Annotated in this window: 22 protein-coding genes and 1 pseudogene; 12 read left to right on the top strand and 11 right to left on the bottom strand. The window is 67.0% G+C overall.

The window, feature by feature from the left end; translation table 11 throughout:
* Positions 1–29: 29 nt before the first annotated feature.
* Positions 30–338 carry a hypothetical protein gene (locus BM115_RS27100; RefSeq protein ID WP_143093891.1) on the bottom strand — a complete coding sequence of 103 codons (309 nt, stop codon included), beginning with the start codon at positions 336–338 and terminating at the stop codon, positions 30–32.
* A 219-nt stretch (positions 339–557) separates the two neighbouring features.
* Here BM115_RS27100 and BM115_RS13365 point away from each other — a divergent pair, with 219 nt between their 5' ends.
* The 5 genes and pseudogenes from BM115_RS13365 to BM115_RS13380 form a co-directional block, all read left to right on the top strand.
* Entirely contained in the window at positions 558–746 is a 189-nt protein-coding gene (locus BM115_RS13365; protein WP_177219911.1) for a hypothetical protein, read from the top strand.
* On the top strand, positions 743–1,627 hold the full coding sequence (locus BM115_RS13370) for an isocitrate lyase/PEP mutase family protein (RefSeq protein WP_092294542.1): 885 nt from the start codon (positions 743–745) through the stop codon (positions 1,625–1,627). Before BM115_RS13365 ends, BM115_RS13370 begins: the two co-directional genes overlap by 4 nt.
* Before the next feature lie 14 nt (positions 1,628–1,641).
* Entirely contained in the window at positions 1,642–1,788 is a 147-nt protein-coding gene (locus BM115_RS27475; RefSeq protein ID WP_255370838.1) for a hypothetical protein, read from the top strand.
* The gene (locus BM115_RS13375) at positions 1,727–1,945 is read left to right on the top strand and encodes an isochorismatase family protein (protein WP_255370833.1); all 219 of its coding nucleotides are present in this window, start codon (positions 1,727–1,729) and stop codon (positions 1,943–1,945) included. Before BM115_RS27475 ends, BM115_RS13375 begins: the two co-directional genes overlap by 62 nt.
* A pseudogene (locus BM115_RS13380) lies at positions 1,924–2,277 on the top strand (YciI family protein); the annotation flags it as partial. The gene BM115_RS13375 and the pseudogene BM115_RS13380, both read left to right, overlap by 22 nt.
* A gap of 24 nt (positions 2,278–2,301) precedes the next feature.
* Here the strand turns inward: BM115_RS13380 and BM115_RS13385 are convergent.
* Complete coding sequence (locus BM115_RS13385; protein ID WP_177219912.1) at positions 2,302–2,922, bottom strand: LysE family translocator; 621 nt, start codon at positions 2,920–2,922, stop codon at positions 2,302–2,304.
* A gap of 97 nt (positions 2,923–3,019) precedes the next feature.
* Between BM115_RS13385 and BM115_RS13390 the strand changes: the two genes are divergently transcribed.
* The 4 genes from BM115_RS13390 to BM115_RS13405 all read left to right on the top strand — a co-directional run bounded on the left by BM115_RS13390 (position 3,020) and on the right by BM115_RS13405 (position 6,807).
* A complete protein-coding gene (locus BM115_RS13390; protein WP_092294550.1) occupies positions 3,020–3,871 on the top strand; it encodes a LysR substrate-binding domain-containing protein in 852 nt (283 codons plus the stop codon).
* A gap of 148 nt (positions 3,872–4,019) precedes the next feature.
* Complete coding sequence (locus tag BM115_RS13395) at positions 4,020–4,862, top strand: IclR family transcriptional regulator (protein ID WP_092294552.1); 843 nt, start codon at positions 4,020–4,022, stop codon at positions 4,860–4,862.
* A gap of 50 nt (positions 4,863–4,912) precedes the next feature.
* Positions 4,913–5,725, top strand: coding sequence for an SDR family oxidoreductase (locus BM115_RS13400; protein WP_092294554.1), 813 nt, complete (start codon positions 4,913–4,915; stop codon positions 5,723–5,725).
* A gap of 107 nt (positions 5,726–5,832) precedes the next feature.
* Positions 5,833–6,807, top strand: coding sequence for a Bug family tripartite tricarboxylate transporter substrate binding protein (locus BM115_RS13405; protein ID WP_369823434.1), 975 nt, complete (start codon positions 5,833–5,835; stop codon positions 6,805–6,807).
* A gap of 9 nt (positions 6,808–6,816) precedes the next feature.
* Here BM115_RS13405 and BM115_RS13410 read toward each other — a convergent pair whose 3' ends face one another.
* Positions 6,817–7,560, bottom strand: a complete 744-nt coding sequence (locus tag BM115_RS13410) for a winged helix-turn-helix domain-containing protein (protein ID WP_177219913.1) — start codon at positions 7,558–7,560, stop codon at positions 6,817–6,819.
* 557 nt (positions 7,561–8,117) lie between these two features.
* On the opposite strand from BM115_RS13410, the gene BM115_RS13415 reads away from it, so the two are divergent.
* On the top strand, positions 8,118–10,808 hold the full coding sequence (locus BM115_RS13415; protein ID WP_092294560.1) for a glycoside hydrolase family 18 protein: 2,691 nt from the start codon (positions 8,118–8,120) through the stop codon (positions 10,806–10,808).
* A 364-nt stretch (positions 10,809–11,172) separates the two neighbouring features.
* Here BM115_RS13415 and BM115_RS13420 read toward each other — a convergent pair whose 3' ends face one another.
* The 3 genes from BM115_RS13420 to BM115_RS13430 all read right to left on the bottom strand — a co-directional run bounded on the left by BM115_RS13420 (position 11,173) and on the right by BM115_RS13430 (position 16,785).
* A complete protein-coding gene (locus BM115_RS13420; protein ID WP_092294562.1) occupies positions 11,173–12,573 on the bottom strand; it encodes an MFS transporter in 1,401 nt (466 codons plus the stop codon).
* A 129-nt stretch (positions 12,574–12,702) separates the two neighbouring features.
* Positions 12,703–16,134: an ATP-binding protein gene (locus BM115_RS13425; protein ID WP_092294564.1), complete on the bottom strand. Its 3,432-nt coding sequence runs from the start codon at positions 16,132–16,134 to the stop codon at positions 12,703–12,705.
* A 6-nt stretch (positions 16,135–16,140) separates the two neighbouring features.
* A complete protein-coding gene (locus BM115_RS13430) occupies positions 16,141–16,785 on the bottom strand; it encodes a response regulator (RefSeq protein WP_092294566.1) in 645 nt (214 codons plus the stop codon).
* Between the two features lie 230 nt (positions 16,786–17,015).
* Here BM115_RS13430 and BM115_RS27480 point away from each other — a divergent pair, with 230 nt between their 5' ends.
* Positions 17,016–17,612, top strand: a complete 597-nt coding sequence (locus tag BM115_RS27480; RefSeq protein ID WP_255370810.1) for a hypothetical protein — start codon at positions 17,016–17,018, stop codon at positions 17,610–17,612.
* A gap of 62 nt (positions 17,613–17,674) precedes the next feature.
* Here BM115_RS27480 and BM115_RS13440 read toward each other — a convergent pair whose 3' ends face one another.
* The 5 genes from BM115_RS13440 to BM115_RS13460 all read right to left on the bottom strand — a co-directional run bounded on the left by BM115_RS13440 (position 17,675) and on the right by BM115_RS13460 (position 23,244).
* Entirely contained in the window at positions 17,675–18,124 is a 450-nt protein-coding gene (locus BM115_RS13440) for a BLUF domain-containing protein (RefSeq protein WP_092294570.1), read from the bottom strand.
* Between the two features lie 10 nt (positions 18,125–18,134).
* The gene (gene folE, locus BM115_RS13445) at positions 18,135–18,860 is read right to left on the bottom strand and encodes a GTP cyclohydrolase I (RefSeq protein WP_092294572.1); all 726 of its coding nucleotides are present in this window, start codon (positions 18,858–18,860) and stop codon (positions 18,135–18,137) included.
* Positions 18,861–18,950: 90 nt separating this feature from the next.
* Entirely contained in the window at positions 18,951–20,219 is a 1,269-nt protein-coding gene (locus BM115_RS13450) for an arsenic transporter (protein WP_092294574.1), read from the bottom strand.
* 21 nt (positions 20,220–20,240) lie between these two features.
* Positions 20,241–22,307 carry a penicillin-binding protein 1A gene (locus BM115_RS13455; RefSeq protein ID WP_369823419.1) on the bottom strand — a complete coding sequence of 689 codons (2,067 nt, stop codon included), beginning with the start codon at positions 22,305–22,307 and terminating at the stop codon, positions 20,241–20,243.
* Between the two features lie 10 nt (positions 22,308–22,317).
* Positions 22,318–23,244 carry an alpha/beta hydrolase gene (locus BM115_RS13460; protein ID WP_092294578.1) on the bottom strand — a complete coding sequence of 309 codons (927 nt, stop codon included), beginning with the start codon at positions 23,242–23,244 and terminating at the stop codon, positions 22,318–22,320.
* 132 nt (positions 23,245–23,376) lie between these two features.
* Here BM115_RS13460 and BM115_RS13465 point away from each other — a divergent pair, with 132 nt between their 5' ends.
* Positions 23,377–23,610: a hypothetical protein gene (locus tag BM115_RS13465; RefSeq protein ID WP_092294580.1), complete on the top strand. Its 234-nt coding sequence runs from the start codon at positions 23,377–23,379 to the stop codon at positions 23,608–23,610.
* Positions 23,611–23,617: the final 7 nt, after the last annotated feature.

The following is a 23,617-nucleotide window of genomic DNA, read 5'->3' on the forward strand; positions in this document are numbered from 1 at the left end:
GGAGGGCGCGGGCGGCGCGGGGTTAGCGGTCAGGGAGCCGGCGCGCAGTGCGCCGTGGTGCAGGCAGCGGGCGTGGTGCCGGGGCCGCCGTTGCCACCGTCGCCGCCACCCGGGGCGGGCGGCGGGGTGTTGTTGTCGTCGCCGCCGCAGGCGCTCAACAGCAGGGCCAGACACAGTGCACCGGCACCGAGCACCGGCCTGTATATGCGCGAATGAACAGGTTTTGTGGTTGTCATGGGTTTTAGGTCAGAGAAGTTCAGGTGACGGATCGGGTCGCAATCGCCCGCATTCCGTACGGATTCCACGCCGCCTTTGTCTGCCAATGTCTTGATGGACAAGGATCACCCTACTCAGGTGGGGTGCCGGTGGGCGAGACGTGGAGTCTGTCTTCTTGATATGTCAATGATGTGACCAAATCCATACGAAGCGACCGTTTGAAAGTAAAGACATTTCAAATGAATGTCACTTTTTGGGGTTGGAGGCAGGTGGCGGGGAGGGCATTTACTGGCATTCGTCGGGGACTTGAACGCCAACGGTGATACCGTGATGCGATTACCGTGGGCGTGCAGAACGGTCTCGATATCTTCACCGCGGCGGCGCAGCCGAAGAGCTATGTGTCGCTCGATGGCGCCGATCATCTGTTGCAGGACCGGGCGTCGGCGGCCTACGCGGCGAACCTGATTGAAGCGTGGTCGCAGCGCTATCTGCCGGCTGGCGATCGAACCTCACTACCGGAGACACCATGACCTCCCTTTCATCCTCCCGCCGACAGGCATTCCGAAAACAGGTGGCGGCGAAACAGGCGCTGCTGGTGCCCGGCGCGTTCAACGCCATGAGTGCGCGCGTGATCGAGGACCTGGGCTTCCAGGCGGTCTACCTGACCGGCGCGGGCGTCACCAACATGTCATTCGGCCTGCCTGACCTTGGCTTCATCGGCCTGAGCGACATCGCCGAACATACCGCGCGCATCCGGGATGCCGTGGCGTTGCCGATGATCGTCGATGCCGATACAGGGTTTGGCAACGCACTGAATGTTCAGCACGCGGTGCGTACGCTCGAGCGCGCCGGGGCGGATGCGATCCAGCTCGAGGATCAGGTGATGCCCAAGAAATGCGGGCATTTCGCGGGCAAGCACGTCGTCAGCACGAGCGAGATGGTCGCCAAGATCCGCGCGGCGGCCGACGCCCGGCAGGATGACGCGTTCCAGATCATCGCCCGTACGGACGCTGCGGCGGTGCACGGCATCGAGGACGCCATCGACCGGGGGCACCGCTTTGCGGAGGCGGGCGCCGATATCCTGTTTCTCGAGGCGATTGAAGACTTGCCCGACATCGAGCGCCTGCCCGGACTCTTCCAGATTCCGTTGCTGATCAATATCGTCATCGGCGGCAAGACGCCCGTTCAGGATCGAGACGCGCTTCAGCGGCTCGGCTACGGGCTGGTCCTCTACGCGAACGCGGCGCTGCAGGGCGCGGTACGCGGCATGCAGCAGGCACTGGGCCAGTTGCAGTCGAACGGCCAGATGAACGAGGACCCCGCGATCGTGGCACCGTTCAGCGAGCGCCAGCGCCTGGTCAGGAAGCCGCTCTACGACGAGCTTGACGCCCGGTACAAGAGCGACGACTGAGCACGGGAGCCATCATGAGAACCGCCTTGCTCGTGCTCGACCTGATCAATGACATTGTGGATGCCCAAGGCAAGCTTGCCTGCGGCGGCACCGCAGCCCATGCGCGTTCGCAAGACCTGCTGCGCAACGTCGGTGGAGTCCACCGCGCGCGACGCGCATGACCGGGACTATCAGGTCATCGTCATCCAGGACGCCTGCGCGGCGCGCAGCGACGAAGACCACGGCCACGGGCTGAAGATGGGCTGCGCCACGGGCAGGCCGTGGCGCCGTGAAATCGAAAGACAAGGAGACAGACGATGCGTGTCATGGTGTTGGTGAAAGCGACCGAAGACAGCGAAAGGGGCGACCTGCCCAAAACCGAGATGTTCGAGGCGATGCACAGGTTCAACGAGGAGCTGGCAAAGGCCGGCATCCTGCGCGCGGCCGATGGCCTCAAGCCCTCGTCGCAGGGCAGGCGTGTGGCGTTCGATGGTGCCGGTCGTACGGTCATCGACGGACCGTTCGCCCAGACCCGTGAACTGGTGGCCGGCTTCTGGCTCTGGGAAGTCAAGGACATGGACGAAGCCGTCGCCTGGGTGAAACGCTGCCCCAACCCCATGCCAGGGCCGAGCGAGATCGAAATCCGGCCGCTGTACGAGATGTCGGATTTCGAATGAGGGGCTGAGTGCGGCTGCCTACCAGGCCTGGACGCCCAGCTTCACGCCCAGGCCAACCAGCAACACGCCAACGATCCAGCGCTGGGCGGTGAGCAGGCCCGGACGGCCGGCCATCGCCGTGGCCGCACTTCCCGAAGCAATCGCCACGCAGGCATTCACCGAGGCAAAGGCGGCCGTGAGCGCCAATCCCAGCGTGAGCGATTGCCTCAGCACGTCGCCGGCCTGGTAGTCGATGAATTGCGGCAGCACGGAGATGAAGACCAGGGCGAGCTTGGGGTTGAGCAGGCTGGTCACGGCCCCCATCGCCAGCAGCCTGCGTGTCGGCTGCGCATCCGCCTGCGCCACCTGGAGCGGGGAACGGCCGCCGGGGCGCAGGATCCGCCACGCCATGTAGAGCAAATAGCCGCTGCCGAACAGCGTCAGCAGGCGCGCGGCGCCGGGTATCGCCAGGAACAGCGCGCTGATGCCAAAGGCCGCGCCGAACATGTACGAGAGATAACCGAGCATGACGCCCGCCAGCGAGATCAGGCCCGCCCGGGTGCCTTGCGAAATCGAGCGCGCCATCACATAGACCATGTTCGGCCCCGGGGTCACGGCGAGCAGCCCGCCCACCACCAGGAAATCCACCATTGCTTTCATGTCTGCCACCGTCCGAGAGATGAAGACAGTGTCGGGGGGACCGATCCCTAAGTAAAACGGAATATACTGAAGCGATTCATCAGATTATCTGAATCGCATGCGCAAGCTCGACCTCGATGTGCTGGAAATGATCGTTGCCGTGGCGGATGCGGGCTCCTTCGCTCGCGCGGCGGAGGCGCTGCACCGCTCGCCCTCGGCCGTCAGCATGCAGATCAAGGCGATCGAGGATGTCCTGGGCAAGCCGCTGTTCGTGCGGAATACCCGCAACGTCGCGCTGACCGACGACGGCCGGATGCTCACCGACTACGGCCGGCAGATGCTGGCCCTGCGCGAGGAGGCCTGGTCGGCGGTGGTGCGGCCGGAGATTCGCGGCCGCGTGACGATTGGCGTGCCGGACGACTACGCGTCGTCCCTGCTGCCTTCCGTCCTGCGCAAGTTCGCAGCCGCCCATCCGCGCGTGGAGATCCGCGTCATCGGCATGCCCAGCCACGCGTTGGTTCCCCTCCTGAAGGACAACACGCTCGACCTCGCCTGCATGACCAGGTCGCGTGGCGTGAGCGGCGAGTTCCTCCGATATGAGCCGATGGACTGGGTGGCCGCGCGAGGGGCAACCCAGATCTGGAAGGAGCGGCCATTGCCGATCGCCGTCTTTCCGCAGGGCAGCGCGGGGCGCGCCAGCGCCATCCACGCGCTGCAGCAGGCCGGTATCCCGTTTCGCATGTCCTACGAGAGCCCGAGCCTGCTTGGCCTGATCAGCATGGTCGACGCCGGCCTGGCCGTCGCCCCGCTCGCCCGTTGCAGCATCCCGGCGCAGCTAGATGCCCTCGGGGCGGCGGAAGGGCTGCCGGAACTGCCGCCGCTCGAAGTGATCCTCGCCCGAAGCGCCGGCTCCGCCCGCCCGCCATGCGATTTCCTGGCCGAACAGTTGCTGGCTAATTTGAAGGGGTGAGGGCTTTTGAACGCGTACTCACTCAGCTAAAAGCTATCTATAAGACACGTCGCGTTGACTGTCCGGTTGTCATAAGCGCCGTTTCCGGGTCACATGTTTTCGCTGCATAGCGGGCGTGCCGCCGCGCGGAAACTGTTATGAATCTGCCATGAAGCGCACCACCTCGATTCCGCAACCGGCCGATGCCGGACTCCTGTCCGGCGACGCGGCCCATCCCGCTGACGGCGAGGACCGCAATTTCGTGACGGCGCTGGCGCGCGGGCTGGAGCTGCTGCGCGCGTTCGGCCCGAATGACGATTTCCTCGGCAATGCGGAGCTGTCGCGCCGGACCGGCATTCCGCGCCCCACGGTGTCGCGGCTGACCTACACGCTGGCGAGTCTCGGCTATCTGGTCTATGTGGAGGGACAGGAGAAGTACCGCATCGGGCAGGGCGCGATGCTGCCCGGGCAGCGTTACCTTTCCGGCGCAGGCATCCGTGACATTGCCCAGCCGCTGATGCAGTCGCTGGCCTTCGCGACCGACTGCACCGTGGCGCTGGCGGCCCCGGACCGCCACGACATGCTGTACCTGGAAGTCTGCCAGCCGCGCGGCGCGCTGGTTATGCGCCTGACGCCGGGCTCGCGGCTGCCCATGGCCACGTCCGCCATCGGGCGTGCGTGGCTGGCCGGGCTGGCCCCGGCACGCCGCACGGCGGTGCTGGCGGAACTGGAGCGGCACCACGGCCCGCGCTGGCCGGGTCTGCGCGCCAAGCTGGATCGCGCCTTGCGCGACCACGCGCGGCGCGGCTTCTGCCTGGCCCATGCGGAGTGGGACCGCACGGTCAGCGGCGTGGCCGCGCCGGTGCGCCTGCAGGATGGCGCGGAGGTACTGTCGATCAATATCGGCGGGGCGTCCACGCGTCTTTCGCCCGAAATTCTCGAAACCAATCTCGGCCCGCGCATCCGCGAACTGGCCGATACGCTGGCCGCACGGCTCTGGCAGGCGGCCTGACGACCGAACACGCGAACGCTCGAACATTCGAACACCAAGAGGAGACAAGCATGGAGATTCGTAACAAGACCGTCATCGTGACGGGCGGCGGCACGGGCATCGGCCGGGCGCTGGTGCTGGCGTTCGCACAGGCCGGCGCGCGCGGCGTGGCCGTGGCGGACATCGACCACGCCGGCGCTGCCCAGGTGGCCGCCGAGGCCGCGGCGGCGGCGCCCGACTGCCAGATCTTCGCCCAGCGCGTGGATGTGGCCGATGCGGCCGCCGTGCAGGGGCTTGTCGATACGGCCACGGAGCGCTTTGGTCAGGTAGACATCTTCTGCTCGAACGCCGGCATCATCCTGCGCAAGGGGCTGGACGCCACTGACGCCGAATGGCAGCGCATCTGGGAGATCAACGTCATGGCCCATATCCACGCGGCCAAGGCGGTACTGCCGCAGATGCTCGAGCGCGGCGAGGGCTACTTCGTCAACACGGTGTCGGCGGCGGGTTTGCTGTCGCAGATCGGCTCGGCGCCCTATGCGGTGACCAAGCACGCGGCCATCGGCTTTGCGGAATGGCTGTCGATTACCTATGGAGAGCAGGGCATCCGGGTCAGCTGCATCTGCCCGCAGGGCGTGCAGACCAAAATGCTGTTTGGCGAGGGCGGCGAGCGCAAGGGCTTCCTGCAGGCAGGTTCCGTCACGCCGGAGCATGTTGCCGAGAAGACGCTCGAAGGCGTGGCCAATGAGAGTTTCCTGATTTTGCCGCACCCGGAGGTGCTCGAGTACTACCGCCGCAAGGGCCAGGATTACGACCGCTGGCTGCGCGGCATGCGCCGCCTGCACGACCAGGTGTCTAAGGAATTCGGAAATATCGCCGTATAAGATGACAGGCGGCAGAAGATCGCCGCCCATCCCAAAAAAAGACAAGACAATCAGGAGACAACTTCATGCGAGTACGTGTATACCCGCGCCGCCGCTTTATGGCCGCCATGGCCACGATGGCGGGCGTGGCAGTGACGGCGGCGTTCTCCGCGGTGCCGGGGGCGGCCCAGGCCCAGGCCCAGAACTATCCGAACAAGCCGATCCGCATGGTGGTGGGATTTCCGAGCGGTGGCGCGCCGGACATCCTCGCGCGGATTTTTTCCGAGAAGATCTCCCCGTCGTGGGGCCAGCCCGTGGTGGTGGACAACAAGCCCGGCGCGGGCGGCAACATCGGCGGCGAGGCCGTGGCCCATGCGGCGCCGGACGGCTACACGCTGGCGCTCGGCACTGTCGGCACGCACTCGATCAACGGCGCGCTGTACAGCAAGATGCCGTACGACATGGTCAAGGACTTCGCGCCGGTGATCCTGCTGGCGTCCACGCCCAATGTGCTGGTGGTCAATCCGTCCGTGCCGGCCAAGAACGTGCAGGAGCTGATTGCGCTGGCCAAGTCCAAGCCCGGCGCGCTGCAGTTCGGCACGCCCGGTGTCGGCACGTCACTGCACGTGGCCGGGGAACTGTTCAACACGATGGCGCAAGTCAAGATCACCCACGTGCCGTACAAGGGCCGGGCGATGGCCATCCCGGACCTGCTGGGCGGACACATTCCCATGATGTTTGACAACCTGCCCTCGGCGCTGCCGGTGGTGAAGGAGGGCAAGCTGCGCGCGCTCGGCGTGACCAGCGCCAAGCGCTCGCCGTCCGCGCCGGACATCCCCACCATTGCCGAGCAGGGCCTGCCCGGCTACGAGGCCGAGTCCTGGTTCGCCGTCTTCGCGCCAGCCAACACGCCCAAGGACGTGGTGGCCAAGCTCAACACCGAGCTGAACCGCATCTTCAAGCTGCCCGACGTGCAGGCCAAGCTGAAGACGCTGGGGCTCGATCCCGTGCTCGGCACGCCCGAGGCGCTGGCCACGTACCAGCGTAGCGAAATCGCCAAATGGGCCAAGGTGGTGAAGGACTCGGGCGCCAAGGCGGAGTAAGGCGCGGCGCTACATGGCGGGCGGGCGCGCCCCGCCATACCCCTGCTGGCGGAAGCGGTAGCCCACCTTGGGCACCGCCGCCACGCAGTTGTCGAGGCCGAGCGGGTGCAACGCCCGCCGCAACCGCGACACCAGCTGCGTGAGGCAATTCTCATCGACCATCGCCTCGGCGCCCCACACCGCCTCGATAATCTGCTGCCGCGACATCACGGTGTCGCGGTGCTCGATCAAGGCGGCCAGCAGGCGTAACTCAAAGCGCGTGACCTTGGCGACCACCCCGCCGTAGGAAATGACGCCCTGTGTCTCATCGACATGGAGGTCGTCCTCCGTGGCCGGCAAGGGCTGGGTGGCGGGCGGCATGCCCAGCCGGGCCAGCACATGCGCCAGGCCGCGCGCCTGTTCGAGTTCCGCACGGGCCTGGCCGGCGGGATCGGGCGCCAGCACGGTGTTCGGCACCGGGATGAAACGGTAGCCCTCGCGCGGCACGGTCACGATGTGCCCGTCCAGACCGACGGCGCTCAGTGCCTTGCGCAGCCGGTAGACCAGTTGCACGAGGTAAAGCTCGTCCACCAGTTCGGCACGCTTGCCCCAGACGCCATTCAGTAAATAATCCTTCGGCTTAACCGCTGGTTTTTCCTCTACCAATAACCGCAGCAATCGCTTTTGCTGGCCGGTTATCGTTGTCTCCACGCCGCCGCGAATCACGCGGTCATTGTCCCAGTCAAAAAATACCGAATCGCCATTACGGATCATTTCGCAACCCTCATGTCGTCTGCGATGGACGACAAGCGTACGGGCGCGATTCACCGGCTCCCATGGAAGATATTTTCGCGGCGATGTGCCCCGAGCGGGTGACGCCATCGCACCGGGCACGCGCAATATCACACGGGGTTGAAACAATGCGGCCGGACGCGCAATGGTTGTCGTCATTCTTTTCAGGAATTCACGTTGTCCACGCGGCGTAACCCAGCGCCGCGCGCGAACTCTCTAACATCGCGCGTTCCCGCTTATGGCGGCGATCATAACCCATTCGGGTCCGGCATCCTTGTGCGTCCGCACACTCAAAACTGCCAGTGCATAACCGGATGGATTCCCGGAAATCCACGTCATCCATTTCTTTGGCGTAGAAACATGATTCTTCGCATCGATTTTTTTTATAGCCTGCGATTAATCCTGACACAGAATATTCCATCCCCATTCCATGTCATTAAGTCTGGCCCGAGAGAAAGATGGCATGGCCGCCTGGCGAGGGTTTTGTCAACGCGAAGGGAACCGGCGGCATTCATCCAATTCTGCAAGGACAGATAGTCATGGCAAAAGTATCGGACAACAGCACCCCGGGCCAGCAAGGGCGGACAGGATTCGCATCCACGGGATATCGGAATGGGGCTCCCGATGAGCAGGCGCCGCCGAAAACGCCGCTGTCGCGCTTCAAGGGCCGCAGGCAAGCATTGAAGGGCGGGCGCGCCGGCAGTGCGCTGGTGTACAACGGCGACCCTGGCGATCCCGCCAAGCCGCAATCGGTAGGTGCCACGGAGCGCACTTACCAGCAAAACAAGTTCGATCCGGCCACGGAGACCGAGGACTATTCGTACACGGCGACGCGCGTGGTCAAGCGTGTCTACAACACCTACGGGGCCGTGCCCCAAGGCAGGAAGGTGTTTGGGTATTTCACGGATTGGTCGCAGTACGACGGTCGCCTCGAGGGCAACTTCAACAATGCATCGGCCGGGCGCGGCCTGGACATGATGCTGGTGAACGCGGCCGCCTACGACAAGATCATCATCGGCTTCGCCGGCATCGTCGGCGACAAGGGCGAGAAGCAGTACGTGATCGACAACGCCGCCGTGGATTTCGGCAAGAAGCTGCACGAAGCCACCTTCGTTGATCCCTGGGGCGATGTGGCGTCGTTCCTGAACGTGGGGTTCACCAGCTGGGTCAGCAATGACTACCAGGATCTCTTCATCCAGAGCAAGGCCCAGGGCGTGCTCGGCGGCCTGAAAAAGCTGAAGGACAAGAACCCCAACCTGAAGTTGTCGCTCAGTCTGGGCGGCTGGACGATGAGCGAGGCGTTCCACGCAGTGGCGGCGAATCCGAGCCAGCGCAAGACGCTGATCGACAGCCTGGCGTTCATCGTCCAGCGTTTTCCGATGTTCACCGAGATCGACCTGGACTGGGAGTATCCGGGCAACGCGGGCGCCGGCAATCCGCACGGCCCCGAGGACGCTGGCAACTTCCAGACGCTGGTGCGCGAACTCAAGCAGCGCCTGCCAAGCATCCGGGTCAGCATTGCCGCGGGCGCGTCCATGTCGACGCTGCTGACGTCCGATATCAAGGGGATGATCGCGTCGGGCGTGGAAGGCATCAACCTGATGACCTACGATTACTTCGGCACGCCGTGGGCGCCCAAGCTCGCCCATCATTCGAACTTGTTCGATGTCGATCCGGCGGACCCCGAAGGCCACAGCATTGACCGTGCCGTGAAGTACCTGCTCGGACAGGGCGTGCCGTCGACCAATATCAACATTGGCTTCGCCGCCTACAGCCGTAGCGGGCGCAACGCCGTGATCGACAGCTGGTCGCCGCTGCAGGGTACGTACAACCCGGGCTCCGGCACCACCACCGGCACGTTCGAGTCGGGCACCACGGAATTCTTCGACCTGCTCTACAACTACCTCGACCTGGAGCACCAGACCGGCATCAACGGCTTCAACGTCTATACGGACGAGGTGGCCGACGCGGACTATCTGTACAGCCCGGAGAGCGGCCTGTTCCTCTCCGTCGATACCCCGCGCTCGGTGTACGCCAAGGGCGAGTACGTGCGCAAGCACAACCTCGGCGGCCTGTTCACGTGGACCATCGACATGGACAGCGGCGTGCTGGTCAACGCCGCGCGTGAGGGATTGGGCGCACCCGTGCAGACGCGCGTCGTCGACATGGACCCGTTCTACTTCTCCGGTATCAACGTGCAGGACGGCGGCAGGGCGCCGGTAGCGGTGATCGACGGCCCCACGGAGGCGTTCGAGGGCGACGACGTGGAATTCACGGCGCTGCGTTCGGTGGGCTCTGACCTGACGTACAGCTGGAGCGCGCCGGGCCTGACCTTCATCGACGACAAGACCACGTCGACGGTGGGCGGCCTGCTGCCCACCGTGGCCCGTTCGTACACCATCACGCTGACCGTGCGTGACGGGAGCAACCGCACCAGCACGGCGACACAGACGCTGAAGGTCAAGGCGCGCACCGCAGCGCCGCCCACGTCGCGCATTTCGGTGGTGCTGGAGGCCGGCACGCCCTTCGCGCTCTCCGGGGAAGCGTCGTTCGATCCCGACAACGATCCGCTGACCTACCTCTGGGACGCGCCGGGCCTGCCGTTCTCCGGGAGTACCGAGGAGCTGGTGGAGGGTACGGCACCGTCGGTGGACGAGCAGACCGACTACTGGGTCAAGCTGACCGTGAACGATGGCACGCAGACCGACCAGAGCGCGATCTTCCTCTCCGTGGTGCCTGGCGAGACGCCGTCCGGCGGGGTGGTGGCCAAGATCACGGGTCGCTTGCAGGTGGAGGCGGGCGCGCCGATTTCGCTGTCGGCCGTCGACTCGACCGGCCCCGCGCCGCTGCTGTATGCGTGGGACGCGAACGGCCTGTCGTTCGATGGCGCCGACACGATCTCCGTGACCGGGAACGCGCCGATCGTCGACCGCGACACCACCATCCAGGTGACGGTGACGGTGACTGGCGCGGGCGGCAGCGGCGACCGGGACTCGGATACCGTGGAACTCCTGGTGCTGGCCGGCGGCAGTAGCGGCGACGAGGGCACGTGGCGTCCCGAGGGCTATCCGGGCGATGCCATCGTGACCAACAACTACCAGGGCCAGGGGCTGCATCAGTACAAGGCCAAGTGGTGGGCGGGCGCCGATCAGGAGCCGGGCGATCCTGACGTGACGACCACCCATGCGGAGGGCGACGCCAAGGTCTGGTACGACATGGGACCGGTCTGACAAACCGGGAAGACGGCCGGGTGAAGACCCGGTAGCGGTTCCGGGTGGCGGGTCATCGGCAGGATGACGCCCACCCGGCTTTTTGTTTCGGGCTACCTGATGTGGGGCGAGGCGCCATGGCCAGACTGCGGCGGCGGCGGAGGTGGTGGGTGGGATGGAGCCGGTGGGCGTGCGCGGCATGCCTCCTGGCGCTCTCCGGCTGCACGATGATCTGCATCCGTGGCGACCACAACCGCGTGCAGGATGCCGGCGGGCACGGCAAGATCATGCTGCCCGACCTTCGGCACGATGACAGCCCGACCCGCCATCAACCTGACGGTCAGGCGCGCCATCGTGAGGGCGGCCGGGGGCCCTAGGCTATCGCCTACGCGTCGGGTTCCGGCGGTTCCGGGCGGGCAACCGCGGGTCGCGCGTCGTCCTGGCTGCGCAGGCGGCTCAGGCTGATGGCGGCGCCGATGGCGGCGACTGCCGCGGCCACGCACAGCGCGCCGCGCGCGGCGCCGGTCGGATCGAGCCCGAACAGCAGCGCCACCACGGCCGTGCCGGTGGTCTGTCCCAGCAGTCGCGTTGTAGCTTGCGCGCCGCTCGCGCCGCCGCTGCGCTCGGGCGGCGTGGCGGTGATCATCGCGCGATTGTTCGGCGACTGGAAGAACCCGAAGCCGATGCCGCAGAGCGCCGTGCGCCAGGCGATGTCGAGGCTGGAGGCATCCTTGCCGAGCAGGGCCAGTCCGATCAGGCCGCCGGACAGGCAGATCAGGCCGGCACCGGCCAGGATCGACGCCGGATACCGCTCGGAGAGGCGTCCCGATACCAGCGCCATCGCGGCCACCATCAGCGGCCAGGGCGTGATCAGCAGTCCGGTCTCCTGGAGACTGCGTGCAAGCTGGTATTCCAGATAGAACGGCAGCGACACAAACGCCAGCATCTGGGTCATGAACGAGCAGAACGACGTGCCCACCGCCAGCGTGAAGGCCCGGCTGGCGAACAGGTCCACCGGCACGAGCGGCGCGAGGCGCCCGCGCTGGCGCCGCACCAGCAGCCAGCCGAGCCCGATCGCCGCGACCAGGCCCGCCGCGCCGGCCAGCCGCAGCGGGGCATGCCCGAGCGCGTCCACGCCCAGCACAAACATCCCGAACACGATGGCTGACAGCACGGCGCTGGGGTAGTCGAATTCGCGCGGCTGGGCGGGCGTCTCCGGCAGCGCGGTACGCGAGATCGCCAGCGCGGCGAACGCCACGGGAATATTCACGGCGAACAGCCATGGCCAGCTGCCCACGGCGAGGATCAGCGCGCCGAGCGACGGGCCCACCGCAATCGTCACCCCCACGACCAGCGCGTTGAGCCCGATACCGCGCCCGAGCTTGGTCGGCGGGTAGATGAACCGTACCAGCGCGGTGTTCACACTCATGATGCCGGCGCCGCCAATGCCCTGCAGCACCCGCGCCGCCACCAGCATCGGCAGGTTGGTGGCCAGTGCGCAGAGCACCGAGCCGACCAGGAAGGTGGCCAGCCCGACCCGGTACACGCGCTTGTAGCCGAGGATGTCGCCCAGCGACGACAGCGGCAGCAGGCAGACGGTGACCGTGAGCTGGTAGGCGTTGACGACCCAGATGGTCCGGGCGGGATCGGAATCGAGCGCCCGCGAGATGGACGGCAGCGCGATATTGGCGATGGAGCCGTCCAGCACGGCCATGATCAGGCCGCAGAAAACCGTGAGGATGGCCCAGGTGCGCTGGGGCTGGGGAAGACCTTGATCGGGCGGCATGAAAGGGGGGCGACTGGCGTATTCGTGCCGCGCCCCGGCCCCGGGGGAACCGGACCGGCGCGGCCGCGCCATTATCGTCCGGTGCCGCCGTCCCCGCAAATCGCGCTTTTGTGGTAGGCGCGGGTGGCCTCAGACCTGCGGCGCGGTGTCGCCCTCGGCATAGTGCTGCACCACGGTATGGAGCTGGTCGGCGAGGCCAGCCACCTCGGGCGTCCACGTGGCAGCGGCCTCGCACAGGTGTTCGACGTTTCGGCACACGCCCACGATATCGTGGGCCTGGACGATCTGGAACGCGCCCGCCGACCGGTGCGCCCAGTGCCGCAACCCGGCGGGGTCGTGCGCGGCGATGATCCGGGTGAGGTCGGGCAGATCGGTCTGCAGGTGTTCGCGCAGCAGCGACTGGTAGCGCGAGATGTCGGCGGGCGGCAGCACGGGCGGGGCCGGTGGCGCGGCCGGTGCCGAGGGGAGCGGCATCGCGAACGTCCGCAGCACCTGTTCCATCTCCCGCAGCGAGGCAGGTTTGCCGATATGGCCAGCGAAGCCCAGCGTATCCCAATCCACGGCCTGTCCGGTCTGGGTCACGGCGCTGAAGGCGAGCACGGGCAGGGCGGGCCGCGTGCGCCGCAGGGACTCGAGCAGCGCGTAGCCATCCATCACCGGCATGTGGATGTCGGTCAGCACGAGGTCGGGCTCGGCGGACATCTGCTCCAGCATCGCCAGCGCCTGACGCCCGTCGCCCACCACCACCGGATGCCAGCCCAGCGTCTGCAACTGTTCGGCGACCAGCGTCTGGTTCAGCGCGTTGTCCTCCACGACCAGGATCGTCCGGCCCGGGGCGGGGTTGTCATCGTTGGCGAGGGCTGCCGAGGCTTCGTCCTCTGCATTGTCGGCGTCGCCCTCATCCTCGCCGGAATCGCCCAGCGCCGCCTCGATGGCTGCGAAGATCGCGCTGTGGCTGTAAACCATCGCCTCATGCACGCCCGGTGCACGGCGCGCGGGACGATCAGGACCGTTGCGCGTGAGCCACGCCACGCCGGCAGGGCGGATCTCGCGCAGGGCCGCGAGCTCCGGCAGGCCGTAGTCCCCGGTTGCGACCAGTACATGGGGCCGGTTCCCGCGCAGGTATGCCAGCGCGCCGCCCAGGGTGTACGCGACATGGGTTTGCCATCCGGCCGATTGCAGCCAGGCGTCGATGGCCTCGCCGGACTCGGCTTCCTGGCACAGGACCATGGCGCGGCCGCCCGGCGCGGGCGGGGGCTGGGCGGCCCAGCCGGCGGCCCGTTCGAGCGGAATCGCCACGGTGAACGCCGTGCCGACGCCCTCCACGCTCTCCACGGCGATGCGGCCGTCCATCAGTTCGCAAAGCCGGGCGCAGATGGACAGCCCGAGGCCCGTCCCGCCATGGCGGCTGGTCGCTCCGGCGTCCCCTTGCACGAATGGCTGGAACACCCGCGCGACCAGTTCGGGCGGCATGCCGACGCCGGAATCCAGCACGCGGCACACCAGCGTCGTCCTGCCCCGGGGATCGGTGCCGACCTCGGCGGCCAGCGTGATCTTGCCGCAGGACGTGAACTTGAACGCGTTGCTGAGCAGGTTGTTGGCGATCTGCGCCAGCCGGGTCCGATCGCCCACGAGCACGGTATCGAGCGACGGCATCAGGTTGGCATGGAAGCGGATCGGCCGGTCCGCCGCCAGCGGGGCGAAGGCCAGCGCCACGCTTTCCAGTTCGTCGATGGGCCGGAACGGCGCTGCGGCCAGCGTCATCTCGCCGGCGTCGATCTTGGAGAAATCGAGGATGTCGTTGACGATGCGCCGCAAGCCCTCCGACGCCGCATTCAGCGCGCGCAGGCGCGGCGCGTGGGCTTCCAGGCCCTCGTCGCGCGCCAGCAGTTCGAGGTTGCCGAGCAGCGCATTCAGCGGCGTGCGGATCTCGTGGCTCATCGACGCGAAGAAGTTCGAGCGGGCCCGCATCATCGCCTCGGAGGTCTGCTGTGCCGCGCGCAGTTCGTGCTCGATCTGCTGTTGCGCCGTCACGTCCTGAATCGCACAGAACAGCACGTCCTCCTCCTGATACCGGGCGCGCGCGTGCGTGATCTGGAGGAACTGCTGTGCTTCGTCGTGCGGCTTGGGGGCGTCGTCCGGCTCCCGGGCGGGTACCACCACCTGCGCGACCGACACGATATCGCCCGGCGTGTCACGGCGTGCGCCATGCCGCAGCGCCTGCACCACGTGCGCGGGCAGCCGGCCGCCCTTGTTCAGGCTCAACAGCGAATCGGCGACCTGATTCGACGTCAGCACCACGTCGTCCTGGAGCCGGACGATGCACAGCCCGATCGGCGTGGCGCTGACCAGGATATGGTTGATCGTCTCGCTCTCCAGCGCACGGGCGGCTTCCGCGTGGCTGCGGCGCAGCAGGTGAACATCCCAATATCGCGCCGTCACGACAATGGCAGCGATCAGCAGCGCCCCGATCAGACCGATCAGCCCCAGCGCCTGCGCCACGGCGCTGAACAGGAGGCCGTACGAGAGCAGATAGACCAGCGCGCCGAAGCCGTGACCCAGCGGCTGGATCAGCACCATACCGGCGCGGGTGAAGGCAAAGGCGTCGGACGAGCGATCGCGCGCGTCAGTCAAGATGCGCCGAACCACCGCCGGCGGGGCGGGCGGGGACGGCGGTGACACGTCGATCTGCGCCTGCGCGTGGTTCACCAGCATCAAGGTGGCGGGGTCGCTGGGCCGCTGCAACTGGGCAAGGAAAGCGCCCACCGGGACGCTCGCGGCGACGAAGGCGACGGGTCGTTCCCCGTCGCTAACGGACATGAGGGCCGTCATCGCTGGCAACTGGAGCATGGGGTCGACGGTCGGGCCGATCCAGCGGGGCTCCCCTCGCGTGCCCGGCGCCGGGCCGGCGGGCAAAGCCCGCAGCGCCTCGGCGAAGCTGTCGCGCAACGTCGTCACAAGCCCCGGTTGCAGCGCAAGGGCCGTGGCCGAGGTACTGCCCGGCGACAGGACGATCGCGTAGGCCGCGTCGGCATCGACGATATAGGCCGGGTGATGGAGATCGAGCGCCTGTTGGGTGGTCAGCGCGGCATTGGCTACCTGCTGCAGCTGCCAGAGTCGATCAGGCAGCGCCGCACCCCAGGCGGCGCGCGTCTCGGGGGGAATCAGCAGGGTGTAGCGGCCGTCGGGCGGCGAGGCAATCCCGCTGGCGTGGACCTGCTGGAGCAGCGCCCGGGGCAGGTCGGCATCGGCGTGCGCCGGGTTGGGGGCCGGCCGGTACCGCTGCACATTCACCACGGTCAGGGCGGTGCGCCGCAGGAAGGTCGCCTCGCCCTGCAATTGCAGCGAGATTGCGCTGACATACTGGGCGACATGCCCGCGACGGTAGTCGATCTCCCGCGCCGCTGCCAGCACGGCAAGCAGCACCGCGGAGACGACGACGATGGCAATCAGCAGGCCGATGGTGGTGTAGTAGAGGTGCTGCTGCCGCCGGGCATTGCGCGCGAGCGAGGCGAAGGCCTGGGCGAGCGATTCTTGCGTGCGGTCGAGAATCTGCTGCATGAAGGATCAGATCAACCCGTGCTCGTAGGCATACCGGATGAGGTCCGTGTTGGTCTGGATGCTGAGCTTGCGCATGGCCACGGTCTTCTGGCTCGAGACCGTGCTGACCGAGCGGCCGAGCTTGCTGGCAATCTCGTTGAGCTGCAGCCCCTGCGCGTAGAGCCGCACGATCTCCAGTTCGCGCACGGTCAGTTCGGTGGATGGCGCGGCGGTGCTCGCGGCCTCCAGCACGGCGCGGATGGAGGGGGAAAAGAAATCGCCGCTGGTGGACGTGACCTGGATGCACGCGCGGATCACCTCGTGCGGATCGTCCTCCTTGCTCACGAAGGCGCGCGCGCCGAGTTTCATCGAGCGATGAATGACACCGGTATTGGTCTGGGCGCTGATCACGACGACCGGCGTCTTCGGATGCAGCCGCACCAGCCGGCGCAGCAGGTTGAAGCCGTCCAGCGAGCGGTCGCCGTGGCCCATGCTGAAATCGGTCACGGCGACGTCCGCCGGGGTGTGGCTCAGGGCGCTGGTCAGCTCGCTGCCATTCGTGCATTCGCACGCAATGACAAAGCCAGGCGTGCGCTGGAAGCAGTCTCGCAGGGCTGCCACCACGAGTGGGTGATCATCGGCCAGTGCAACTCGAATGATTCTTCCGGACATGCCTCGATTTCCTCTCGCTGACTGGCAGCGCATTCGGTATAAAACAGTGAAATGACAGCGCGTTGCGTGAAGTGTAGTGCTTTCGCAATGCTTAGGAAAATGCCTGCTGGATATCGATGATGTCTATCTTGAATTTCCGATGAATTAGGACCAGTCCGATATCGATGACGTATCTGCGAAGTCCATGACAATTGCAACAGTGTTGTTGCAATGCCGCGGCGTGGAACGCGATGATCGACCCTTTGCAGATTGTTGATGCCGGCGATTTCAGATTCGGAAAGATAAGATATTTTCGCAATAAATTCGATACGAAGAGAATCGTAATTTGGCGAAAAATTGATTGCCATCATCGATTTCTACTCGACGCTGTTCGCAGTCTGGCGTGGGGCTGGAAAGGGGCTGGGATGGTGCTGGCGAAGGGGGCGGTGCCGGGCGGCGCCCGCCAGGGCCCGCCGGGAATACATCTACCGCCATTGGGGTCATTGGCCCGCCATCACGTGCCGGGCAGATTGGTGGCATGCTGTGGCGGCGCTCGCGCAATCCTGGCGCGACGCTCTTCCACGGTGAGGTGTGCCATGGCAAACCGCCCATTCTCCGAGTTTCCCGCCCATGAACGGCAAGACGTCGAGGCCGTGTTCCGGCAAGTCGGTCTTGCGTCACAAGAGTTCGAGATCTCAGACGTCAATGGCACGTCGGCCCGGCAGGTCACCGTGCGAAGGCAGCGCACCGGGGCCGAAAGCGTCTACGACGCCAGCCCCGGCAACGTATGGGTCGAGGAGTTCGAGAGCGATCTCGAGTGCGGCCTGTTCGGCCAGGTCTCGGTCTGACGGCGCTGGCGGTGCATGATCAGGCACCCAGGAGTGCCAGCCTGCCAGCGTCCTGACCGACGCTAGGATGTGTGCCGCCCGCGTTCCGGCGCGCGGCCGACAATGGCGGCGCCCGCGATCAACTCCTTCAGCAGCGCCAGCGACGACGCGCCGGGCATCCGGCACGGGTCCAGCTCGCCCTGGGCGGAGTAGCGCAGCAGCGTGGCGGCGTTGATCTTGCTCGCGTTGACGCGGCCCATCGACCAGCCCGCGAAGGCCCGCTCGGCGATTTCCTCGTAGTGCAGCAGCACCACGTCGTGGTGGCGCTTGTCCCGGCCAATGCTGAGGTACAGGCGCGAAACCGCCTCGCGGTCGCCTTCGAGCGCCTGCAGGAACACCCCGTTGCCGTGGCAGAGCACCCCGGTAATGCCGTGGCGCAGGTTCTGTGCGAGGCTGGTTTCGAGAATATCGTCCAGCATGGCCGGTTCCATCGGCGCGCTGGCGCGGCTGGCGTAGATCAGGCGGACTAGCATCGGCAAATCCTCAGCGGCGATTCAGGTTGAGCAGCGTCAGGAACTCACGGCGCAGCTTGTCGTCCTTGAGGAACGAGCCGCGCATGACGCTGTTGGTCATCTTGGCGTCGGTGTCGCGCACGCCGCGCCAGTGCATGCAGAAATGCTCGGCCTCCATGACGATGGCCAGGCCATCGGGGTTCATCTTCTCCTGGAGCAGATCGGCGATCTGCGCCACCGCTTCCTCCTGGATCTGCGGACGGCACATGATCCATTCGGCCATGCGCGCGTACTTGGACAGGCCGATCAGGTTGGAATGGCGGTTCGGCATCACGCCGACCCAGAGACTGCCGATGATCGGGCACAGGTGGTGCGAGCACGCGCTGCGCACGCGGATCGGGCCCACGATCATCAGTTCGTTGAGCTGCTCGACGTTCGGAAACTCGGTGACCTCCGGCGCCTTGGCGTAGCGGCCCGCGAAAATCTCCTTCAGGTACATCTTGGCCACGCGGCGCGCGGTCTCGCGCGTGTTGTGATCCTGGTCCACGTCGATGACGAGCGTGCGCAGCACCTCTTCCATGCGCGCCTCGACTTCGGCCTGCAACGCGTCCAGCTCGCCGTGCTCGATAAAGCGGGCGATGTTGTCGTTGGCGTGGAAACGCTCGCCGGCGGCTTGCAGGCGGCCCCGGATGCGTTCCGAGACTGGTGTGGAGGCGGGCGCGGGGAGGGAATCCCCGGAATGATCCTTGTGTGGCATGAGCGGGTGCTGGGGCAGTGGTGCGCGGTGCTTCACTATATGGCAGATGGCAGGGCGCCACAACCGGCCCCATCCGCGTGGGCAAACCGGCTAGCGCAGCACGGCCAATGCCGGCAGCAGCGCCAGCGGCATGACAAGGGCGCCAGTCTTCAGGAATGTGCCGGCGCCCACGGCATGGCCCTCACGCCGTAGGGCGGTCAGCCACAGCAGCGTGGCCAGCGAGCCGGTAACGGAGAGGTTCGGGCCCAGATCCACGCCGATCAGCACCGCTGCCGTCACGGTGTCCGAGGCGTGGCCGGCCGCCAGCGCCGAGGCCGACAGCAGCCCCGCCGGCAGGTTGTTCACGATATTGCTGATTACGCCCACCATCACGCCGGCCAGCCCGGCACCGAGCAGGCCGGCCGGGCCACCCTGCGCGGACATCGTGGAAAGATCGCGCACCCAGTGCGCCAGCGTATCGACCAGCCCGGTGCGCTCCAGGCCCGCCACCAGCACGAACAGCCCCGCCACCAGCGGCAGCACGCCCCAGGAAACCTCTTTCAGCGCCGGCACCAGCAGGCGGGGCCGCGTGGCGCAGACGGCGGCCAGCGTGGCCAGCCCGCCGAGGCAACTCGGCCAGCCCAGGTCCTGGCCGCGCAGCGAGGCCACCAGCAGCGCCAGCCCGGTACCGACGATGCCGAGCGTGGTCAGCCATGCCTGCGGCGTCAGCGGCGGCACGGGTACGTCTGAATCGATGCGTTCCGCCAGCGCATGGCGCTGCGTCCAGTACAGGACGACGAAGGTCATGACGATGGCGACCACGGACGGCAGTGTGAAGCGTGCGAGCCAGCCCGCCAGCGGCGGCATCCGCTCGCCGAACAGCACGAGATTGGCCGGGTTCGAGATCGGCAGCACGAAGCTCGCCGCGTTGGCGATGAATGCGCAGGCGTAGAGGTAGGGCAGCGGATGCTTGACCCGCGCGGCGCGCGTGGCCGCCAGCACCGCCGGCGTCAGCACCACGGCGGTGGCGTCGTTCGACATGAACACCGTGACCGCCGTGCCGAAGCCGTAGACCAGCAGGAACAGCCGGCGCGCCGAGCCCCGCGCGCCGCGAACGGCCAGCGCGGCCACATGGTCGAACAGGCCGGTCTTGCGGGCCAGTTCCGAGATCAGCATCATCCCGGCCAGGAACAGGTAGACGTCGTTGCCGCGCGCCACGGCGGCCAGCGCCTCGCGCCAGGGCAGCAGGCCCGCCACGCAGAGCAGCAGCGCGCCGGCCATGGCCCAGAAGGCTTCGGGCAGACGGAACGGACGCAGCAGCACGCCGGCGGTGGCCGCCGCGGCCACCGTCCAGATCATCGAGGCATGTTCACCGGGCATGGGAGGGAGCGTGTCGTCGGTTCAGAGCGGCGCGGCGGGGCTGGCCGGGGCAGCGGGCGGCAAACTGGTCGCGGCGGGCGTGGGGCCGGCCGGGCCCGGCGTCACCGGCACGCCGGCATCGGCAGGCAGGTCCGCCACCGCTGGCGGGGGCGGGAAGCCCAGCGCCGCGATGCCGTGCGCGCCGTCCGCGTTCTCGGCATAGGCCCAGTCGCCGTTGAACTTGGCGAGGTCCGCAGGCGGGGGGAAGGGGGCTTCCGGCACGCCGGCCAGCCGGCCTTCCATATAGGCGGCCCAGATCGGCAGCGCCGTGGTGGCGCCGAACTCGTGCCGGCCCAGGCTGTGGTTGTCGTCGAAGCCCATCCACGTCACCGTGACCACGTCGGCCGCATAGCCGGCGAACCAGCCGTCCACGGCATCGTTGGTCGTACCGGTCTTGCCGGCGATGTCGCCGCGCCGCAGGTAGCGCCGCACGCCGTTGCCGGTGCCGGCATCGACTACGCTCTGTAGCAGGCTGTCCATCACGAAAGCGTTGCGCGCGGAAATCACTTGCGGCGGTTCCGCACCTGCATCGCCCGTGCCGGCGGTAAACAGCACGTTGCCTTCGCCATCGGTGATCTTGTCGATCAGGTACGGCTCCACGCGATGGCCGTGGTTGGCAAACACGCCATAGGCGGCCGCCAGCCGCAGCGGGGAGGTGCTGCCGGTACCCAGCGCCAGCGGCAGGTAGGGCGGCAGCCGCTTGGTGGCGAAACCGAACTTGCCGGCATGCTCGATGGCGTACGGCACGCCCACGGCCTGCAAGGTGCGGATGGCCGGCAGGTTGCGCGACTCGGCCAGCGCCTGGCGCACCGTGATCGGGCCCACGAAGCGGTTGTCGTCGTTCGACGGCTGCCAGCGCGGATTGTCCAGCGGCGCGTCGTTGATCAGCGTGGCCGGCGAGATGCCGCGCTCCAGCGCCGCGGAATAGATAAAGGGCTTGAAGGTCGAGCCGGGCTGGCGCTGGGCCTGCGTGGCGTGGTTGAAGCGATTGGTGGCGAAGTCCGCGCCGCCGATCATGGCCTCGATGGCGCCGGTGCGGCTGTCCAGCGAGACCAGCGCGGCCTGGGGCAGGGCGGCGTTAGGGGCATCGGCAGGCTTGGCGCCGTGGCGCTTGCCATAGCGCTCCAGGCCGGCCTGCACGGCGTCGTAGGCCAGCGTCTGGCGCATCGACGACACCGTGGTGTAGACATTCAGCCCGCGTGTATAGGCGTCGTCGCCAAAGCGGTCGTGCGCCAGTTGCCGGGCGAGTTCGGCCACGTACTCGGCATGGCCCGCGAAGCGGCCATTGCCGGCGTTGCTGACCACCAGCCGGGCGGCGCGCGCCTCGCGGTATTCATCCTGGTTGATCATGCCGAGCGCCAGCATGCGCCCCAGCACGTACTCCTGCCGCCGCTTGGCGCGCGGGAAGTTGACCACCGGATTCATCGTGGAGGGCGCCTTGGGCAGCCCGGCCAGCATCGCGGACTCCGCCAGCGACAACGCCGCGAGCGGCTTGCCGAAGTAGGTCTGCGCGGCACTGCCAAAGCCGTAGGCGTGCTCGCCCAGGTAGACCTGGTTCATGTACAGCTCGAGGATGCGCGCCTTGGGCAGCGTGCGGTCGATCTGCCAGGCCAGCAGGATCTCGTACCACTTGCGGGACAGCGTTTTCTCGCGCGAGAGGTAGAAATTGCGCGCCACCTGCATGGTGATGGTGGAGGCGCCCTGCGCGTAGCCTTCGCCCAGATTGGCCAGCGCGGCGCGGAACAGGCCCGGCACGTCCACGCCCACATGATGGAAGAACTGGTCGTCCTCGGCGGCGAGCAGTGCATTGGACATGCGCTGCGGCACGTGCTCGATCGGGATGAACTCGCGGTGCTCGGTGCCGAACTCGCCGATCAGCACGTCGTCGCTGGTGTAGACACGCAGCGGCACGTCGGGGCGGTAGTCGCGCAAGGCATCGACATTGGGGAGCTGCCGCAGGCTGATGACCGCGGCAAAACCGGCGAGCAACACGCCGCTCGCTGCCAGCGCCGCGGTGACGGCCGCAGCCTTGACTGCAAATCTTTTCATGGCGCGCATTCTACCGTGCTGCAGGTAGCGGCAACGCCACTCCGGTATCTGAATGATCGGTGGGTGGCACCTTATCCACACGGACGGCCGGTCGTTCGTGTGGATGATGAGGCACTTGTTGCGCGAATTCGCAGAGGGCCTGCCACGTCTCGGGCCGTTCGACGATGGTGAAGTGGTCCACGCCGGGAATGGTCTGGAGCGAAACCGGCCCCGGCCAGGCCGCCATCAGCCGTTCCGAGCACTCGTGCGGGACCACGTCGTCCGTCTCGGCCAGCAGCACCTTGGTGCTCTGCACGACCTTCTTGCAGTGCGAAATCGAGTCGAAATGGTGGCGCATGAGCTGGCGCAGCGGCACCAGCGGAAAGCGCTTGCGGACGATTTCCAGCAGCGAGTCGTAGGGGGTGATCAGCTGCAGGCTTTCGAAATCCTGCAGATCGGCGAGCTGGATGGCCACCCCGGTCCCGAGCGAGCGGCCCACCACGTGCACGCGCACGCCGGGAAAGGCGCGGCGGATATGGAGCAGGAACTGGCTGGCATCGGCCACGGCGGCGGCCTCTGAAGGCATGCCGTCAGAATGGCCCAGGCCGCGATAGTCGAATGTGGCGAAGCCCATGCCCGGCGCCAGCCACTTCACGTATTGCAGGGTTTCCAGCACGTCCTCGCCACGGCCCGGCAGGTAGAACAGCAGGTCCCGCACGCCTTCGTGGTCCGCGTGGTAGACGTAGCCCCGGAACAGGCCGCCCGGCACGGTGTGCGAATAGGCGACGATGCCTTCGGGCAGGTCGCGCGGCGGGCGCCGGCGGGCATCGAACAGCAGCTTTTCCTGGTTCACGGCCAGGTAGGTCCAGTAGCAGACAAAGCCGCCGGCGGTCAGCAGCGTGGCGGCGACCGAGCGGCGGAGCAGCGTGGTGAGGCGGGGGGCGTCGAGGGCAGACATGGGGCGATGGGGCAGGCGCGGCGGCAGGTGGCGACGAAGCTACCTGATTTTGAAGGATGAGGGCGTTCGACCGCCAGAGGCGCCGCCGAGTTCTTGTACGATACGCCTCACAAACATGGAAGGAACCTTGGCATGAACGACGAACAGAAGCGCGCGGAAGAAAACGAGGCGATGGAACGCGTGGTCAACGCCACGCGCCAGGTACAGGTGGCGTTTGCCGCGCTGCAGAGCCAGTATCCGCCGCAGGGCAGCGGCAAGCCGTCGAAGATGGCGCTCCAGACCTTCGACGCCGCGCTCCAGGCGCTCGAAGACGCACAGGCCGGCTTCGACGATCTGCTGAACGAACTGCTCGACGGCAACCGCTGACTCCCTG

It is taken from the genome of Cupriavidus sp. OV096 (assembly GCF_900115455.1).
GTDB lineage: Bacteria > Pseudomonadota > Gammaproteobacteria > Burkholderiales > Burkholderiaceae > Cupriavidus.